Below are 16080 nucleotides of genomic sequence, written 5' to 3'. Positions count from 1 at the left end.
ATCGCCACCCGCGGCGGCGCTGGACGACGGGGCGGCCACCGAGGAGGACGGGGCCGGCGCGCTGGAGCTGCCCGACGAAGCGGTGTCGCTGCTGCTGCACGCGGCCAGCGAAAGGGCGGCGACAGCGGCGACGCCGATTCCGGCGACACGAAGCTTGGTCACAAAAATCACTCCCACAATCAGCTGAGAACTTCTTCTTGACGGGTATTCGGAACTACGCGGAAATCGGATTGGCACCCGATCAGGTGATCCAGATCACCGTTTTGGGAAAGCGCGGCCCTGGAAATGGAAAACGACAGTGACGCCCGGTCGTCAGATCAGGTCAGATCAGGTCAGGTCGATCCGGGTGACCGCCGGGGTCGTCGGGCCCGGGGAACCGCCCGCGGGCTCGACCGTGATCCCGATGCGGTCGACGCCCGGGGGCAGCTCCGCCCGCATGGGGCGCATGCGGTCCGGGGACTCCGGCTGCATCAGGCCGGCCGAGTGCGCGCCGCCCTTGCCGATCAGCCAGACCTGGTAGACGTGGGCCGCGTCGAGGGCCGGCAGCCCGGACGCGAGCAGGACCGCCTGCTTCCGGCTGCGGGACACCACGAGCGTCGCGCTGCCCTGGCCGGAGCCCTGGATCGCCGTGGCGTCCGGGGCGGCCAGCACCGGGTCGGCCTTCTGCTGCGGGACCGTGGTCGTGGTCTGCACGCCGGCCACGATCACCGCCACCACGGCCGCCGCCGCGGCGCCGAACAGCGCGATGCGCAGCTGCCACGTCTTGGCGCGGCTGAGCTTGCGGACCACCGGCACCCTCGGCGGCAGCTGGCGGGTGCGGGCCACGTCGGCGAGCACGACCAGCTTCAGCTCCGGCGGCGGCGTCACTTCGGCGGCCGCGCCGAGGCGGGCGCCGGTCGCGCGCAGTTCCTCGACCTCCTGGCGGCAGGCCGGGCACTCCCCGAGGTGCCGTTCGAACTCGGCCCGGTCCACATCGGACACGGCGTCGAGCGCGTAGGCCCCGGTCAGCGTGTGCAGCTCGGCGGTCATCGGTCCACCCCCAGGCAGTCACGCAGCCGGATCAGGCCGTCGCGGATCCGGGTCTTCACGGTTCCCGGCGCCACCTTCAGCACCTCGGCGACTTCGGGGTAGGTGTAGCCGTTGTAGTAGGCGAGCACGATCGACTCGCGCTGCAGGTCGGTGAGCGCGGACAGGCACTGCCGCACCCGCTGCTGGTCCAGACCGGCCAAAGTGGACTCGGTGACCTCGTCGAACGGCCGCCGCACGTCCATCCGGCCCGCCCGGTCTTCGCGGTCGAGCACGGCCTGGTGCGAACGCACGCGGTCCACGGCCCGGCGGTGCGCGATCGTCAGCACCCACGAAAGCGCGCTCCCGCGCTCCGGGACGTACCTCGCGGCCTTGCGCCACACCTCCACCAGAACCTCCTGAGCCACTTCCTCGGCTTGCGCGTGGTTGCGCAGCACGCGCGTCACCAGCCCGAGCACCGGGCCGGCGATCAGGTCGTAGAGCGCCGAGAACGCCGTCTCGTCCCCCACCGCCACCCGCCCGAGCAGTTCTTCGGCACCCGGCGCGGGCACCGGCACCTCACCCGGATGCAGCCGTAGCCGTCCACGTTCACCCATGTCCGGCAACCTCCACGTCACCCACCACGCCCTCCGGCCTCGACAGGGGTTCGCGGCTGGACGGCGGCGCGGACTGGTGCGCAGTGGTCCTTCCCACCCGGAAGGCCCAACTCCGGGGCGCCGACCCATCCGGCCCCCGGGCAGCTCCGAAAACTCGGGACGCGAAGTTCCCGGGGCGCGTCACGGTGCGTGAGAAAGTGCCCGTTCGGCCACGCCGGCGGTGACCTCCGACACTTCTTGATCACCCCGAAGTGTGAAAGTTTTTCGGAACGCTGGGCGTTGAACTCACTATGCGTTATCTGTGGAACCAGCCGAAGTTAACCGACGAGTAGCAAAGGCGGTCCGATGACCGACCCGCACAGCCAGACCAGCGCCAGCATCGACTTCGCCCTGCGCACCTTCGGGGCCGGTCCGCGGCCGGTGCCCGCCGAGCTGGCCTACGACACCCGTGACCCGTACGCGGTCGCCGTGGTGCTGCACGCCGGCCCGAGCGCGGTCCGCTGGCTCTTCGGCCGCGACCTGCTGGCCGACGGCCTCCTCGCGCGCTGCGGCGACGGCGACGTCCGCATCGGGCCGGCCGGCGACCCCGCCCTCGTCGTCGTGGAGCTGAACTCCCCCGACGGCGCCGCCGTGCTCGAAGCGCCCGCGAAGGAGATCGCGGCGTTCCTCGACCGGACCTACGACGTCGTGCCGGCCGGCAGCGAGAGCGACTGGTTCGACTTCGACACCGAACTCGAAAAGCTCTCCTACCAGGACTGAGTACCGTCGCCGGGTGAGCTACTTCCTGACGGAGGTCCTCGCCGCGCTCGACGACGGCGGCGACCGCCCCCTGTTCATCTCCGGCGGCGTCACGACCTACCACCAGGCCCGCGCCCGCCTCCGCCGGCTGCACGCGGGCCTCGGCGGCACCGGCGTCGTCGCGGTCGACCTCCGCAACCGCCCGGAGACGGTCCTGGTCCAGCTCGCCGCCCTGCTGCGCGGGGCGACCGTCCTGCTGGTGCCGGCGTCCGCACCGGACGGCGAGCGCTACGAACGGGCGGGCGTGACCACCGTCGTCACCGACCGCCCGCAGCACTGGCCGGGCACCGACGTCCGGACGCTCCCCGAGCTCGACGGCGAGCCGGAGCCGCTCGACCCGCCGGAAACGGTCCGTCTCCTCTTCCCCACCGGCGGCACCACCGGCACCCCGAAGCTCATCCGCCACAGCGGCATCTACGACGGCATGGCGCACATCTTCGCGCCGTCGCCGGACGGCCCGGGCCGCACGCTGCTCGTCGCCCCGATGACGCACATGACCGGCAACGCCACCGTGCTCGGCGCGCTGCTGCGGCGCGACACCGTCGTGGTGCACGACGGCTTCGACGCGGGCGCGGTCCTCGCCGCGATCCAGGAGCACCGGATCGACACGCTCTCGCTGACCCCACCGCGCCTGGCGGCGGTCCTCGACCACCCCGCGCGGCCGGCCACCGACCTGAGCAGCGTCCGCTCGCTGTCCCTCGGCGCCGCGCCGCTGCCACCGCACCGGCTCGCGCAGGCCCTTGACGTGTTCGGGCCGGTCGTCGGCCAGGGCTACGGCCTCACCGAGGCCCCGATGATCGCGAGCATCTCCGCGGCCGAGCTGATCGACCGCCCGGAGCGGCTGGGCTCGGTCGGGCGGATCGTGCCCGGCATGGAAGCCCGCCTCACCGCCGACGGCGAGGTCGAGGTGCGCGGACTGTCCATGATGGACGGTTACCTCGGCGGCCCGGAGATCGGCCCCGGCTGGCTCCGCACCGGCGACCTCGGCCGCTTCGACGCCGAGGGCTACCTCTCCCTGCTCGACCGCGCGGACGACGTCGTCGTGGTCGGCGAGCACGGCACGAAGGTCCCCACGACCGTGGTGGAGCACGCCATCGCGACCCACCCGTCGATCACGAGCGCGGCCGTGTTCGGCGTTCCCGGCCTGGACGGCCAGCTGCTGCACGCCGTCGTCGTCGCCGCTGGGGAGGTCACCGCCGAGGAGGTCCGGGCCCACGCGAGGGCCGCCTTCGGCCGGGAGCACTACGTTCCGGCGGGCGTGGACTTCCTCGACGCGCTACCGCTCACGGAAGTCGGGAAGGTCGACAAGCGCGCGCTGCGGGCCGCGTTCAGCTCGTGAGGGGGCCGCGCCCGCCCTCGTTCAGCTCGTGACCGCTCCGTAGGACGACGAGCGGACCAGCTTCGCGTACTTGCCGAGCACGCCCTCCGGGAACTTGTTCGGCAGCGGCTCCCAGCCCTCGCGCCGCCGCGCCAGCTCGGCCGCGTCGACCAGCAGGTCGATGCTGCGCGCTTTGATGTCCACAGCGATCCGGTCGCCGGTGCGGACGAAGGCGATCGGGCCGCCGTCGACCGCCTCCGGGGCTACGTGGCCGATGCACAGGCCGGTGGTGCCGCCGGAGAAGCGGCCGTCGGTCAGCAGCAGGACGTCGCGGCCGAGGCCGGCGCCCTTGATCGCTGCCGTGATCGCCAGCATCTCCCGCATGCCCGGGCCGCCCTTGGGGCCCTCGTAGCGGATGATGACGACGTCGCCGGCCTCGATGCGGCCTTCGTTCAGCGCCGCCATCGCCTCCTGCTCGCGTTCGAACACGCGCGCCGGGCCCTCGAAGTTGGCGGTGTCGAAGCCCGCGGACTTCACCACGGCGCCCTCGGGGGCGAGCGAGCCGCGCAGGATGGTGATGCCGCCGGTCGGGTGCAGCGGGTTGTCCAGCCGGCGCAGGACCTCGCCGTCGATCGGCTCGGGGTCCAGCTCGGCGAGGTTCTCCGCGACCGTGCGGCCGGTGACGGTCAGCGCTTCGCCGTGGAGCAGGCCCTCGTCGAGCAGCGCCTTCATCAGCACCGGGATGCCGCCGTGGCGGTCGATGTCGTTCATGACGTACTTGCCGAACGGCTTCAGGTCGCCCAGGTGCGGCACGCGGTCGCCGACGCGGTTGAAGTCGTCGAGGGTGAGCTCGACCTTCGCCTCGTGCGCGATGGCCAGCAGGTGCAGCACGGCGTTGGTCGAGCCGCCGAGGGCCATGATGACGGTGATCGCGTTCTCGAACGCCTCGCGCGTGAGGATGTCCCGCGCGGTGATGCCCTTCTCGAGCAGGCCGACCACGGCTTCACCCGAAAGGTGCGCGTAGTGGTCGCGGCGGCGGTCCGCGGACGGCGGCGCGGCCGAGCCGGGCATGCTCATGCCCATCGCCTCGGCGGCCGAAGCCATCGTGTTCGCCGTGTACATGCCGCCGCAGGCGCCCTCACCGGGGCAGATGGCGCGTTCGATGCGGTCCAGGTCATCGGTCTTGAGCCGCCCGGCCCGGCACGCGCCGACGGCCTCGAAGGCGTCGATCAGCGTGACGTCCTTCTCGGTGCCGTCGGTGAGCTTCACCCAGCCAGGGGCGATCGAACCCGCGTAGAGGAACACCGACGCCAGGTCGAGGCGCGCCGCGGCCATCAGCATGCCGGGCAGCGACTTGTCGCAGCCGGCCAGCAGGATCGAGCCGTCGAGCCGCTCGGCCTGCATGACCGTCTCGACGGAGTCGGCGATGACCTCGCGTGAAACCAGCGAGAAGTGCATGCCGTCGTGGCCCATGGAGATGCCGTCGGACACCGAGATCGTGCCGAACTGCAGCGGGTAGCCGCCGGCCGCGTGCACGCCTTCCTTCGACGCCTGCGCCAGCCGGTCCAGCGACAGGTTGCACGGCGTGATCTCGTTCCAGGAACTGGCGACGCCGATGATCGGCTTGCGCCAGTCGCCGTCCCCCATCCCGACGGCGCGGAGCATGCCGCGGGCGGGTGCCGCCTCGATCCCGTCGGTCACCGTGCGGCTGCGGGGCTTGGGGTCGATCGTCATCGTGGGCCTCCGATACGACGTCCGGACGAACTGCATGCTACCAACGTCGGGACGGTCCGCTGGGCGGAACGAATCTCTTCCCGGACCGTCGCGCACGGGCGAAAACTCGGGCCATGATCGCCACAGTGGTGTGGGGCACGGGCAACGTCGGCCGTGCGGCAATCCGGGCCGTCGACGCCCATCCGGCGCTGAAGCTCACCGCGGTGCTCGTCCACGACCCGGCGAAGGTCGGCAAGGACGCGGGCGCGCTGGCCGGGCTCGACGTCGAACTGGGGGTCGAAGCGACCGACGACGTCGAGACGGTGCTTGCGGCGAGCCCGGGAGCTGTGGTCTACGCCGCTTCCGGTGACGTCCGGTTCGACGGCGCGTTCGCCGACATCGTGCGGGCCGTCCGGGCGGGCGCGGTCGTCGTGACGCCGGCCCTCTACCCGCTCTACGACCAGCGCAACGCGCCGCCGGAGCTGCGCGACCCGGTGCTGAAGGCGATCGACGAGGGCGGCGGCTCGCTGTTCGTCTCCGGCGTCGACCCCGGCTGGGGCAACGACGTGCTGCCGCTGCTGATCAGCGGGCTCGGCACCGACGTCGACGTCATCCGCTGCCAGGAGATCTTCGACTACTCGACCTACGAGCAGCCCGACTCCGTCCGGTACCTGGTCGGCATGGGCCAGCCGATGGACTACGACCCGCCGATGCTGATGACCGGCGTGCCGTCGATGGTGTGGGGCGGCCAGGTGCGGCTGATCGCGCGCGGCCTCGGCGTCGAGGTGGACGAGCTGCGCGAGACGCTCGACCGGCGGCCCCTGGGGGAAACCGTGTCCACGCGGACCATGGGCGAGTTCGAAAAGGGCACGCAGGGCGCGGTGCGGTTCGAGGTCCAGGGGATCGTCGACGGCGAGCCGCGGATCGTCGTCGAGCACGTCACCCGCATCCACCCGTCGTGCGCGCCGGACTGGCCGACGCCGCCGAGCGGGGACGGCGCCCACCGCGTGATCATCGAAGGCCGGCCGCGCATCGAGGTCAGCGTTGAAGCTTCCGACGAAGGCGAAAACCGGTCCGCGGGCGGCAACGCGACCGCCGTCGGCCGGCTCGTCGGCGCCATCGACTGGCTGGCCGGCGCGGAACCCGGTCTCTACGACGCACTCGACGTCCCGCTGCGCCCGGCAGCCGGCAAGCTCGGAAGGAGGCGCTCGTGAACATCGACATCCCCGAGGGCAAGGACCCGATCGGGTACGTGTGGGGCGAGCTGGTGCCCGGCATCGGGATCGCCGCTTCGCAGTTCTCGCTCGCGGTGTACGAGCACACCACGCTGGGGCTGCGGGAGTTCGAGGCCGCCCGGCTGCGGATCGCGCAGCTCAACGGGTGCGTCTTCTGCCTGGACTGGCGGACCGAACGCGACGGGCAGAAGGTCGAGGAGGAGTTCGCGGACGCCGTTCTCGAGTGGCGCACGACGGACCGCTTCGACGAGCGCACCCGCCTCGCGGCCGAGTACGCCGAGCGGTACACCCTCGACCACCACAACCTGGACGACGAGTTCTGGAAGCGGATGTCCGCTTGCTACAGCCAGCAGGAGATCGTCGAGCTCAGCATGAGCCTCGGCGCGTGGCTGGCTTTCGGGCGCCTCAACCACGTCCTGGGTCTCGACGTCGTCTGCGTCCTGCCGTCCCACCGGTCGTGAGTGGTCAGGGCGGTTCTGACCGCCCTGACCACGCACGACCCGGGTGGGGCTAGAAGTCGGTCGCGATGATCTTTTCGATGTTGCGCTCGGCCAGCGCCGTGATCGTGACGAACGGGTTGACGCTGGTGTTGCCCGGGATCAGCGAGCCGTCGATCGCGTACAGGCCCGGGTGGCCGGCGAGCCTGCCGTAGTTGTCGGTCGCCTTGCCGAGCACCGCGCCGCCGAGCGGGTGGTAGGTGAGATGGTCGCCCCAGATCTTGTACACGCCGAAGAGGTCTGTCCGGTAGATCGTCCCCTCCGTCGAGTTGATCTTGTCGAAGATGGTCTTCGCCATGTCGATCGACGGCTGCTTCCACGCCGTCTGCCAGTTCAGCTCGACCGCGCGCGTGGTGGGGTTCCAGGTGAACTGCGCGCGGTTCGGGTTCTTCGTGATCGACAGGTAGAACGACGCCCACGTCTCGATCCCGGTCGGCAGCGGCGCGACCTCCGCGAAGGCACCACCCGCGTTCCAGTTGTCGATGCCACCGCACGGGATGGACGACTGGAGGCTGCCCGTCGGGTCCCAGATGTGGTTGGCGCGCCCGCACATCACGTTCCCGTTGTCGCCCCAGCCCTTGCCGACCTCGCCGTTCAGGTTGGGCAGCGCGCCGGTCGCCTTCAGCTTCACCAGCAGCTTGCTCGTCCCGACGCTGCCGGCGGCGAAGAACACCTTGGCCGCGGTCACGGTCTTGGTGGTGGCCACCGCGCCCGCGGTGGTCAGCTGCTCGATCGTCACCGTGTAGCCGCCGCCGGACGCGGGCACCACCTGCGTCACGCGGTGCAGCGGGGAGATGGTGACGCGGCCGGTCGCGGCGATCCGCGGGAGGTAGGTCTTCTGCAGGGACTTCTTGCCGTAGTTGTTGCCGTACAGGATTTCCCCGGCCAGCGCCGACTTCGGCACGGTGCCCGCGGCTTCCTGCTCCATGTAGTTCCAGTCGTACACGTCCGGCACGAACACGAACGGGAACCCGGACCGCTGCGCCTGTTTCCGGCCCACGCGGGCGTACTGGTAGGCGTCGGTGGTGTCGAACCAGGCCGGGCGGATGGTGGCGACGCCGAGCCCGGCGTTGGCGCGCGGGTAGTAGGTGTTGTACATCTCGTCCGCGTTGACCGTCGGGAGGATCGCGCCGAAGTTCTCCCGCTTGGGCGTGACGGCCATGCCGCCGTTGACGAGCGAGCCGCCGCCGACCCCGCGGCCCTGGTAGACGGTGATGCCGCTGAACTCCTCGGCGTCGAGGATGCCGGTGTAGCGCGGGATGTCCCGGTCGATGGGGAACCCGAGGAAGTTGGACAGCGGCTGCTTCGTCTTGGTGCGCAACCAGAACGAGCGCTGGTCGGGGGTGGTCGTGTTGGCGAAGATCTTGCCGTCCGAGCCGGGCGTGTCCCAGGCCATGCCCATTTCGACCATGTGCACGTCGACGCCGGCCTCCGCGAGCCGGAGCGCGGCGACCGAGCCGCCGTAGCCGGTGCCGATCACCAGCGCGGAGACCGAGGCGCCGTCGGGGATGGCGGCCTTGGTGGCCGCTCCGGCGGTCGTGGCCGACGCTCGGCCGGCCAGCGCGGCGCCGGCCAAGATAGAACCGGTTCCTGCGATGAAGAGACGGCGGGAAACTCCCCCAGAAGCTGTACTCCACATGGATTCGTCGCGCATGTGATAGTCCTCACCGTTGAGGTATATTAGAACAGGTTATAGCTCAGTGGTGCAGACAAGTCGACATATACCCATGAGTAACATCGCCGGGTTGTGCGGGAGTTCCGCTGAATGGGCCATGATGGACGACTGTGGAGTCGACCCGTGTGGACCGCTGGCTGTGGGCGGTCCGGCTGACGAAGACCCGACCGGACGCCGCGGCGGCGTGCCGCGGCGGGCACGTGCGCGTCAACGACAAACCCGCGAAGCCCGCGACGACCGTCGTCCCGGGCGACGAAGTGCGCCTGCGCATCGCCGGCACGACCAAGGTCCTCGACGTGGTCCGCGTGATCCAGAAGCGCGTCGGCGCCCCGGACGCGGCGACGTGCTACGTGGACCGCACCCCGAAACCCCCGCCGGAGACGGCGATCCCGGTCGCCCGCCGGGACCGCGGCGCGGGGCGGCCGACCAAAAGGGAGCGTCGCGTGCTGGACGCGTTCCGGCAGCAGGAGCCCTAGGCCGGCGGCTTCACGACGCCCGGCAGCAACGCCGGCTCGGCACTGGACGCCTTCGGCGCCGTGCGCGCGACCTCCAGGATCCGCGCTCGGCGTCGGCTCGCACCGCGCGGGCCCGAGCCGCCGATGGTCATCCGGTGACTTGATCGAGGGATCACCGTCGGCGGCGCGGCTTGCCCGGACAGAGCGGGGAATTCGGCGGGCGCGGGTCGGGCCGTCCGGAAAACGGGTAGTCCCCCTGCCGGTGCGCGATCCGCCGGCGTGGGCGATGGGGAGAGGACGTCATGACGAGCAGCGCTGCCCGGGAACCGGCCGGCCCGGACCGGTTGCTGGCCGCGGTGCGGCCGCTCGTGGTGCGCTACTGCCGGGCCCGGCTCGGCACCGGGCAGGATCCCGACGACGTCGTGCAGGAGGTCTGCCTCGCGGTGCTGAAGGCCCTGCCCGGGCGGCGGCCGGAGCGGTCCTTCCCGGCGTTCGTCTGCGGGATCGCGCGCCACCAGGTCGAGGCCGCCCGCAAGGCCGCCGCGCGGCAGTGGGCCGAGCCGGTCGCCGAGCTGCCGGACGAGGTCGACGCGGCGCTCGACCCCGAGCACCACGCGCTGCAGCGCGAACTCGGCGAGCGCATGGCGAAGCTGCTCCGGGTCCTGCCGGAGAAGCAGCGGGAAATCCTGGTGCTGCGCGTCGCCGTCGGCCTGTCCGCGGAGGAGACGGCGGAGGCGGTCGGGTCGACGCCGGGTGCGGTGCGCGTCGCCCAGCACCGGGCGCTGAGCCAGCTGCGCAAAGCCGTGGCGGGCTGAGCGGGCAAGGCCCGCGCCGTGAGCTGAAGGGGAGACGAAGTCCCCTTCAGCCCGGCCGGAGCAGCGCTCAGAGCCCGCGTTCGCCGATCATGCCGCGCAGCTTCGTCAGCGCGCGGTACTGCGTGATCCGGACGTTGCCCGGCGAGATGCCGAGCGCTTCCGCGGTCTCGTTCGCCGACAACCCGACCACGATCCGCATCGACAGGATCTCCCGGTGCAGCGGCGGCAGCAGCGCGAGCAGCTTGCCCAGCCGGGCCCCGAGGTCGAGGTCGAGCACGTGGCTCTCGGGCTCGTTGCCGCCGAGCGGGCGGTCCGGCAGCTCCGGCACCGGCTTCGACCGGTCGCGCGCCACCGACCGGAAGGCGTCGGCGACCTTGTTCGCGGCGATGGCCCGCACGAGGTACAGGAACGAGCCCCCGCGGTCCTGGTAGCCGGGCAGCACCTTGAGCACGGCCAGGCACACCTCCTGCGCGACGTCGTCGGCGGAGAGGTAGGAGAGGTCGCGCCCGCCGATCCGCGCGCGGCAGTACCGCACGACGGTGGGCTTGACCAGCCGCAGCAGCGTCTGCACGGCCTCCGGGTCCCCGGCCCGCGCGGCCGCCACGACGGGGTCGAGCTCCTCCTTCCCCAGCTTGCCCTCCGGTCGCGGCAAGTCCGCCGGCACGGAATAGCCGTCCAGTGCTTCCGGCACCGCCGGCGCCGAGATCACGGTTTCCACGGGTCCCTCCTCGCGTCCGCCACCAGGGGCGTCATCGATCGCCGCCGGACCGCGGGTCCTCCGAGACCCGCATCCGCACGTCGCGTTCCAGTTGCCGCAGCGCGGCTTCGAGCCCGGGTGCCACGGGCAGCCTGCCGCGGCCGAGCAGCACGATCCCGTCGTCCTCGGTGCGCCGGGCGACGGCGAACAGCCCCAGCCCGCGCTCCAGCGACCCGGGCACCGGCATCGCCGACACCAGCACGGCGTCGTCGGCCCGTTCGAGCACCCGCACGCCGGGCACGGCGGCGAGGGCCGCCGCGAAATCGGCGTGCGCCCCCGGCCCCATCACCTGGCTGACCACGGTGGCGCCGGGGGCGAACCCGGTCAGCGAACAGGTGGTCGCGGCCGACCACAGGTAGCCGCCCGCGACGACCACGAGCAGGATGACGAGGAGGGTCACGGGTCCGCCCGCCTCACCGGCCACTGTGGATCATCCGCGCATTCCATGTCCGCTCCTACGATTCGCACTCCGAACAATTCGGTTATCGAGGCGCTGACCTGGGGCGTTGCACGGCCGCACTTCTTGTCCACAAGTTGTCCGTTAACCAGAAACCGCCTGTTCGGCGGCCCCGGCGGACACCACCGGACTACAGGTCAAATTCTTGACAATTCCCGCCGGCGCGCGAAGAGCGGTAGCGAAAACGAGCCCGGCACCGATCCTCCGCCCGTACCGCCGCCGACCACCAGGACCCCATCATGATCACCCACTGAAATGCCCCCACTTGACGCCACCGGAGAGTGTTCCCCGATGACGGATCCCGATCCCGGTCTGTCCGGCACCCGCACCGCGGACCGATTCGACGTGTTCCTGTGTTTCACCCGGGCCGACCCCGACGGCGCGATCGCGGTCGACCGGATCGAAGAAGCGCTGCGCGCCGCCGGGCTTCGCGTGTTCCGCGACTCCGGGATCGGCCTTTTCGAACCGATCACCCGTGAACTCGCGGACGCGATCGCCGGTTCGCGCGTGCTGCTCGTCTACTATTCGCGGATCCTGCCGTCCCGGTACGCGTGCCAGTGGGAATTGACGGCCGCGTTCGTCGCCGCGCGGCGCCACGGCGACCCGGCAGACCGCGTGCTGGTGATCAACCCGGAACCGGGGACCGACCACCTCGCACCGGTCGAGCTGGCCGACGCGAAGTTCTGCACCGGCCCGGTGACCGACGGCGCGCTGCCGGAGCTGGTCGGCCGGGTGCGGCGGAAGGTGGAGCGCACCCGCGTCCCGCTCGGCGCGCCCACCGGGCGGACGGCCCCGCCGGGCCGGCGGCCGCCACCGCGGCTCGCCGGCCGGTACCCGGAGCTGTGGTCCGTCCACAGTGCACTGAACGCGGCCGCTTTCCCGGGTGCCACAGCGTATTCGCGGCCGGTGGCCGTGCTGCGCGGCCTGCCGGGCGCGGGCAAGACGGCGCTGGCCGAGCAGTACGCCTACCTGTTCCACGACGCGTTCGGCGGCGGGGTGATCCGGCTGGGCCCGTTCGGGCACCACGAACCGGACGACTTCCTCGCCCAGTTCCCGCTCGCCCTCGCCCGTGCCGCCGCGGACCGCCTCGGCACGGACGTGTCCGGGCTGGACCTCGACCGCCTGCGCGAGCTGCTCGCCGACCGGATCGACGCGGCGGGCGACCGGGTGCTGGTGCTCGTCGACGACGTCCCGGCGGGCCTGCCGCCCGCCGTCCTCGACCGGCTGCTGCTGCCGAGCGACCGGGTGCACACGCTGATCACCAGCCGGTACGGGCACGCGCCGTGGGACGCGGCGACGATCGAGCTTCCCGGCCTCACGCCGGAGGAGGGCCTGCGGCTCTTCTCGGAGTTCCGGGCGCCGGCCGACGACGCCGAACGCGAAGCCGTGCTCCGCTTCGCCGACCGCTGCGGCGGGCACCCGGTCACGCTGCGGGCCACCGCGTTCGCGGTCCGGCACCGGCCGGGGCCGCTCACCGACGACGTCCTCGCCGCGCTGCCGGACACCGCGCCGCAGGCGATCCGCGACCTGCTCGCCGAACTCGGCCCGCTGGCCCGCGACGTCGTCCGGCTGGGGACCGTGCTGGCCCCGGTGCCGTTCCCGGCCGACCTGGCGTGCGCGGTGCTCGGCCCGGTCGGCGCGCCGGAGCTGACCGCGGCCGTCGACGACCTCGTCACGCGGGGGTTCGCCGTCCTGACCGACGGCGAACTGCGGCTGCAGGCCCTCGTCGTCGAGGTCGCGCGCACCGAACCCGCCCCCGCCGAGTTCGCGACGCGGGCGGCCGAGGCGCTCCTCGACCGGCTCCCCGGCGACCGCGACTTCCTGCTCCAGCACGCCCGCGCACTGGCCGAGCACGCCCCGGGCCACCGGGTCCGGCTGCTCCGCCCGGTGGCCGCGGCGTACGAGACGCAGGGCGACCCGGGCACGGCGGGCGAGGTCCACGCGGTCGTCCTCGCGACCGGCGAAGCCACCTCGGGCGACTTCACCGCGGCGGCCCGCGTCGAGATCGCCTGCGGGCTGTACGCGGAAGCCGCCGGCCACGCGCGGGCGGCGCTGGCGCGCGCCGGCGGCGAGGCCGAGCGGTACGCCGCCGGGCTCGCCGAAGCGCAGGCCCTCGACTGCCAGGGCGACTACGCCGGCGCCGACCGGACGTTCTGGGCGCGGCACGGCGACGACCTCCCGGCCGAGGGCGAAGAGCGCTACCGGGCCGCGCTCGCCGTGGCCGTCGCCCGGCGGCTGCGCGGACGGCCGCGGGACGCCGTCGCACTCCTCGACCCCGTGCTCGCGGAGCTGCGGGATGCGCCACCGGGCCCGGTCCGCGACGAGCTCGCGCCGGCCACCCGCCTCGAGTACGCGCGGAGCCTCCAGCTGGCCGGGCGGCCCCGGCGGGCGCGGGAGGTCGCCGGCGAAGTCGTCGACGAGTACCACGCGACCGGCCGGGAGCGGCACGCCCGCTGCGTCGAAGCCGAGCTCGTGCGCGCCGACGCGATGCTGGCGCTCGACCTGCGCGACCTGCGCGCCACCCCGGCGGACTGGGAGCGTTCGGCGGCCGAGCTGCGGGAGCTCGAGGGGAACTACGCGAAGCGGTACGGCTCCGAGAACCCGCTGACCTTGACCGCCGCCGTGTTCGCCGACCGCGCCCTGCTGGCCCTCGGCCAGCCGAAGCGGGCACTGGCCGTGCTGTCCGCCACCGAGCAGGTCGTGCTGCGGGTGCTCGGCGCGGACCACCCGCTGCGCTACCGGATCCGGCACGGCATGGGCCTGGCGCACGCCCAGCTGCGCGAATTCGGCCGCCAGGCCGAACTGCTCGAAGACATCCTCGAACCGCAGATCCGGCTGCTGGGGCGCACCCACCCGGAAACCGTCGAGACCCGGCTCGACCTGGGGATCGCACTGGCGCTGAGCGGCCGCGGCCCGCGCGCGCGGGCGACCGAGCTGGTCGACGGCGCCGCCCGCGACCTCGTCGACGCGCTGGGTGCGGCCACCGAACTGTCGGCCAAGGCACAGGCCGCGAAGCGCGTCGTGCGGCTCCCGCGGCCGTTCGTGTCCGCGCTGTTCACCGTCGAACGGCTGATCTGGCCGGGCCGCGAGAAAGGCGAATAACCATGGAACGTCAGCTGGCCGACCGCTACCGGCTCGGCCCTCCCCTCGGTCGCGGACCGGCGGGCGAAGTCTTCGCCGGCACCGGCCCCGACGGCCGCGAGTACGCCGTCAAGCTCCTCGACGCGCGCCTGACCGGGAACCGGGACGCCGTCGAAGGGTTCCTGCGCGCGCAGTCCCCGCTCGTCGGGCTGGTGCACGAGCACCTGGTGACCCTGCACGACATCGTCGTCGAGGGCGACGTCGTCGCGCTGGTCGTCGACCGGGTGCCGGGTGGCTCCCTGCGCGAACGGCTGAGCGCGTCGGGGACGCTGCTGCCCGCCGAGCTCGCCCGGATCGGCGCCGGGATCGCGGCGGCGCTGCAGGTGGTGCACGACACCGGGGTCGTGCACGGCGACGTCAAGCCGTCGAACGTGCTGATGGACGACACGGGTGCGGTGCGGGTGCCGAAGCTGACCGACACCGGCGTCGCGCTCCTGGCCCCGCGGCGGACGCACACGTCGCTGGCGACCGCGTCGAAGTACGCGGCACCCGAGGTCGTGCGCGGCGAGCGGCCGGGGCCCGCCGCCGACCTCTACTCGCTGGGCGTCGTGCTCTACGAGCTCTACTGCGGGGTCGCGCCGTTCGCCGGCGGGTTCGTCCGCGACGCGGGCGAGGGCCCGGGCCGTCCCGGGGAGATCCCGGCGCCGCTGTGGGACCTGCTGCGCCTGCTGCTGGCCGTCGAGCCGTCGCTGCGGCCGCGGGCGGGCCAGGTCGCGACCGTGCTCACCGCGCTGCTGCCGGACCTCGTCGGGGCCCCCGTCGGGCCGCGCCTCGACCGGCCACCGCCCACCGAAACCGCGCGGAGCCACGCGGCCCCGCCACCCTTCCCGATCGGAGACGACATGTTCGGCGAGCAGTTGTACAGCCCACCCCCGAAGAAGCGGAAGAAGTGGATCCCCTTCGCGGCCGCGGCGGTGGTGCTGGCCGCGGCCGGCGTCACGACGGTGGCGCTGGCGAGTTCGGGCGGCACCCCGTCGGCGGCACCCGCGCCGGTGACGGTCACGCAGGCGCCGCCCACCGCCACGGTGACTGCCGCCGCCCCCACCAGCGCGAGCACGACGACGTCCGCTCCGGCAGTCCCCGCCTCCGGTTCCGCCGGGGAAGCGACGGTCGAGCAGTACCTCGACGAAGTGAGCCCGGTCGACGGGTCCTTCGACGGCAGCCACCAGACCGGCAACATCGCGGGCAAGCCCTACCTGCACACCGTGGCCAAGCAAATCCGGGAATGCGCGGACGCGGGTTCGGTGGAGTGGAACATCTCGAAGGGCTACCGGAAGTTCACCGCTTCGGCCGGCCTCGACGACAACTCCGCGGACTCTTCGCTGAAGGTGCAGCTCGAGGTCTTCGGCGACGGCAAAAAGCTGTTCTCGGCAACCCTCGAACTGAACAAGCTCACGGCGGTCGACCTCGACGTCACCGGTGTGCTGCGGCTGAAGATCGGCTGGCAGCCGATCAAGGCCGGGCAGACCTGCGGGGACACGGACAACTACCTGAACCTCGGCGAGGCCAAGCTGCTCGGCGTACCCGGCGAAGTGCCGACGTCCCTGGCCCCGACCGGCTGATCCCGACCTCGTGAGTGAGAAACAGGGTCAGGACA

At 72.5% G+C, this 16080-nt stretch carries 16 protein-coding genes; 9 read left to right on the top strand and 7 right to left on the bottom strand.

What is annotated here, in order from left to right; genetic code table 11:
- The coding region (locus AB0B33_RS03220) for a hypothetical protein (RefSeq protein ID WP_360766166.1) at positions 1-187 on the top strand (187 nt) is incomplete at its 5' end.
- 140 nt (positions 188-327) lie between these two features.
- Here the strand turns inward: AB0B33_RS03220 and AB0B33_RS03215 are convergent.
- Together AB0B33_RS03215 and sigK are read right to left on the bottom strand one after the other, a co-directional pair.
- The gene (locus tag AB0B33_RS03215; protein WP_360766163.1) at positions 328-1029 is read right to left on the bottom strand and encodes an anti-sigma factor; all 702 of its coding nucleotides are present in this window, start codon (positions 1027-1029) and stop codon (positions 328-330) included.
- The gene (sigK, locus tag AB0B33_RS03210; RefSeq protein ID WP_360766160.1) at positions 1026-1622 is read right to left on the bottom strand and encodes an ECF RNA polymerase sigma factor SigK; all 597 of its coding nucleotides are present in this window, start codon (positions 1620-1622) and stop codon (positions 1026-1028) included. Before sigK ends, AB0B33_RS03215 begins: the two co-directional genes overlap by 4 nt.
- A gap of 345 nt (positions 1623-1967) precedes the next feature.
- On the opposite strand from sigK, the gene AB0B33_RS03205 reads away from it, so the two are divergent.
- Positions 1968-2381: an SsgA family sporulation/cell division regulator gene (locus AB0B33_RS03205; RefSeq protein ID WP_247019630.1), complete on the top strand. Its 414-nt coding sequence runs from the start codon at positions 1968-1970 to the stop codon at positions 2379-2381.
- A 13-nt stretch (positions 2382-2394) separates the two neighbouring features.
- Positions 2395-3759, top strand: coding sequence for an AMP-binding protein (locus AB0B33_RS03200; RefSeq protein ID WP_360766157.1), 1365 nt, complete (start codon positions 2395-2397; stop codon positions 3757-3759).
- Positions 3760-3780: 21 nt separating this feature from the next.
- Here the strand turns inward: AB0B33_RS03200 and ilvD are convergent, their stop codons facing one another.
- Positions 3781-5472 carry a dihydroxy-acid dehydratase gene (gene ilvD, locus AB0B33_RS03195; protein WP_360766154.1) on the bottom strand — a complete coding sequence of 564 codons (1692 nt, stop codon included), beginning with the start codon at positions 5470-5472 and terminating at the stop codon, positions 3781-3783.
- Positions 5473-5585: 113 nt separating this feature from the next.
- Here ilvD and AB0B33_RS03190 point away from each other — a divergent pair, with 113 nt between their 5' ends.
- Positions 5586-6665, top strand: a complete 1080-nt coding sequence (locus tag AB0B33_RS03190) for a dihydrodipicolinate reductase (protein WP_360766151.1) — start codon at positions 5586-5588, stop codon at positions 6663-6665.
- Complete coding sequence (locus AB0B33_RS03185) at positions 6662-7147, top strand: carboxymuconolactone decarboxylase family protein (RefSeq protein ID WP_360766148.1); 486 nt, start codon at positions 6662-6664, stop codon at positions 7145-7147. Before AB0B33_RS03190 ends, AB0B33_RS03185 begins: the two co-directional genes overlap by 4 nt.
- A 49-nt stretch (positions 7148-7196) precedes the next feature.
- Here the strand turns inward: AB0B33_RS03185 and AB0B33_RS03180 are convergent, their stop codons facing one another.
- Positions 7197-8759, bottom strand: coding sequence for a GMC oxidoreductase (locus AB0B33_RS03180; RefSeq protein ID WP_247019621.1), 1563 nt, complete (start codon positions 8757-8759; stop codon positions 7197-7199).
- Positions 8760-8968: 209 nt separating this feature from the next.
- Here AB0B33_RS03180 and AB0B33_RS03175 point away from each other — a divergent pair, with 209 nt between their 5' ends.
- Positions 8969-9334 carry an RNA-binding S4 domain-containing protein gene (locus tag AB0B33_RS03175; protein WP_247019620.1) on the top strand — a complete coding sequence of 122 codons (366 nt, stop codon included), beginning with the start codon at positions 8969-8971 and terminating at the stop codon, positions 9332-9334.
- Here the strand turns inward: AB0B33_RS03175 and AB0B33_RS03170 are convergent.
- Positions 9331-9465, bottom strand: coding sequence for a hypothetical protein (locus AB0B33_RS03170; RefSeq protein ID WP_360766144.1), 135 nt, complete (start codon positions 9463-9465; stop codon positions 9331-9333). The two genes, AB0B33_RS03175 and AB0B33_RS03170, sit on opposite strands and share 4 nt — an antisense overlap.
- A gap of 150 nt (positions 9466-9615) precedes the next feature.
- On the opposite strand from AB0B33_RS03170, the gene AB0B33_RS03165 reads away from it, so the two are divergent.
- Entirely contained in the window at positions 9616-10128 is a 513-nt protein-coding gene (locus AB0B33_RS03165; RefSeq protein ID WP_360766141.1) for a sigma-70 family RNA polymerase sigma factor, read from the top strand.
- A gap of 67 nt (positions 10129-10195) precedes the next feature.
- Here the strand turns inward: AB0B33_RS03165 and shbA are convergent, their stop codons facing one another.
- Together shbA and AB0B33_RS03155 are read right to left on the bottom strand one after the other, a co-directional pair.
- Complete coding sequence (shbA, locus tag AB0B33_RS03160) at positions 10196-10846, bottom strand: RNA polymerase sigma factor ShbA (RefSeq protein ID WP_360766138.1); 651 nt, start codon at positions 10844-10846, stop codon at positions 10196-10198.
- Positions 10847-10877: 31 nt separating this feature from the next.
- On the bottom strand, positions 10878-11285 hold the full coding sequence (locus tag AB0B33_RS03155; RefSeq protein ID WP_247019617.1) for a hypothetical protein: 408 nt from the start codon (positions 11283-11285) through the stop codon (positions 10878-10880).
- A gap of 348 nt (positions 11286-11633) precedes the next feature.
- Here AB0B33_RS03155 and AB0B33_RS03150 point away from each other — a divergent pair, with 348 nt between their 5' ends.
- Both AB0B33_RS03150 and AB0B33_RS03145 read left to right on the top strand, forming a co-directional pair.
- Positions 11634-14444 (top strand): toll/interleukin-1 receptor domain-containing protein, encoded by a 2811-nt coding sequence (locus tag AB0B33_RS03150; protein ID WP_360766134.1) that lies wholly within the window; start codon positions 11634-11636, stop codon positions 14442-14444.
- A 2-nt stretch (positions 14445-14446) separates the two neighbouring features.
- Positions 14447-16045 (top strand): protein kinase, encoded by a 1599-nt coding sequence (locus AB0B33_RS03145; RefSeq protein WP_360766131.1) that lies wholly within the window; start codon positions 14447-14449, stop codon positions 16043-16045.
- The last annotated feature ends 35 nt before the right edge of the window (positions 16046-16080 follow it).

Source organism: Amycolatopsis sp. NPDC049159 (assembly GCF_040648295.1).
Taxonomy (GTDB): Bacteria; Actinomycetota; Actinomycetes; order Mycobacteriales; family Pseudonocardiaceae; genus Amycolatopsis; species Amycolatopsis pretoriensis_A.
Note: the sequence above shows the minus strand (reverse complement) of the source record. Positions and strands in the feature narration are given on the sequence as shown.

Coding starts and splice junctions, on each gene's coding strand:
- AB0B33_RS03190 (WP_360766151.1), top strand. CDS start 5,586: ATGATCGCCACAGTGGTGTGGGGCACGGGCAACGTCGGCCGTGCGGCA.
- AB0B33_RS03170 (WP_360766144.1), bottom strand. CDS start 9,465: ATGACCATCGGCGGCTCGGGCCCGCGCGGTGCGAGCCGACGCCGAGCG.
- sigK (WP_360766160.1), bottom strand. CDS start 1,622: ATGGGTGAACGTGGACGGCTACGGCTGCATCCGGGTGAGGTGCCGGTG.
- AB0B33_RS03145 (WP_360766131.1), top strand. CDS start 14,447: ATGGAACGTCAGCTGGCCGACCGCTACCGGCTCGGCCCTCCCCTCGGT.
- ilvD (WP_360766154.1), bottom strand. CDS start 5,472: ATGACGATCGACCCCAAGCCCCGCAGCCGCACGGTGACCGACGGGATC.
- AB0B33_RS03150 (WP_360766134.1), top strand. CDS start 11,634: ATGACGGATCCCGATCCCGGTCTGTCCGGCACCCGCACCGCGGACCGA.
- AB0B33_RS03215 (WP_360766163.1), bottom strand. CDS start 1,029: ATGACCGCCGAGCTGCACACGCTGACCGGGGCCTACGCGCTCGACGCC.
- AB0B33_RS03205 (WP_247019630.1), top strand. CDS start 1,968: ATGACCGACCCGCACAGCCAGACCAGCGCCAGCATCGACTTCGCCCTG.
- AB0B33_RS03165 (WP_360766141.1), top strand. CDS start 9,616: ATGACGAGCAGCGCTGCCCGGGAACCGGCCGGCCCGGACCGGTTGCTG.